The 615-nt window shown below is 66.3% G+C and carries 2 protein-coding genes; both read right to left on the minus strand.

Features of this window, described 5'->3' with window-relative positions:
• Nucleotides 1-60 precede the first annotated feature (60 nt).
• The gene (locus AACY49_RS29885) at nucleotides 61-189 is read right to left on the minus strand and encodes a hypothetical protein (RefSeq protein WP_339426759.1); all 129 of its coding nucleotides are present in this window, start codon (nucleotides 187-189) and stop codon (nucleotides 61-63) included.
• A partial coding sequence (locus AACY49_RS29890) for a hypothetical protein (protein WP_339527807.1) occupies nucleotides 186-615 on the minus strand: 430 nt, incomplete at its 5' end. The genes AACY49_RS29885 and AACY49_RS29890, both read right to left, overlap by 4 nt.

Below are 615 nucleotides of genomic sequence, written 5' to 3' on the forward strand. Positions count from 1 at the left end.
CCCGCGATGCCCGGCCAGAACGCCGCCATCAGCGCGAGGCCGAACAGGCCGAGGAGGAGATCAGACCAGCGCAGCGCTTTCGGCATCGACTTCGTCTCCGTAAGCGTCGTCGCAATAGTCGCGCCAGGCGTCGGGGTCGTCAGGCTCGACCTCGATCGCGTCGAGGTCGTCGTCCTCAGGATCGATCACGCCGTCTGCACGCCCTCCGGCGGCTCGGCCGAATTGCGGTAGCCCAGCAACGCCTTCAGCTCCGCGAAATGCTCGCGGCTGATCGGCGAGTTGTGGTCGATCGCGTGCTGCACGCCGGCGACCAGCATGGCGACGCGCTCGGAGATCGAGGGCTCCGCCGGCTCGACATAGCCGCCGGCCTTGGCCTTCTCCAGGTTCTCCGCGTTGCGGCGGGCCTCGACGTCTTCGAGCGTTGGGGGCGAGGCATCGGCGATCACGGCGGCAGTCTGCGCCGCAAGGCCGGCGGCGGCATCGGTCTGGATTTCGTCGGTCATGATCGCCTTCTCCTTGATGAGAACGATGAACGGGTTGTGATCGAGATAGGCTTTCAACTGGTCGCTCGTGACGACCGGCGTCGGCTTGTATCCGCGATCGGCTCTCGATTTG

It is taken from the genome of Pseudomonas sp. EL_65y_Pfl2_R96 (genome assembly GCF_963970905.1).
Taxonomy (GTDB): Bacteria; Pseudomonadota; Gammaproteobacteria; order Pseudomonadales; family Pseudomonadaceae; genus Aquipseudomonas.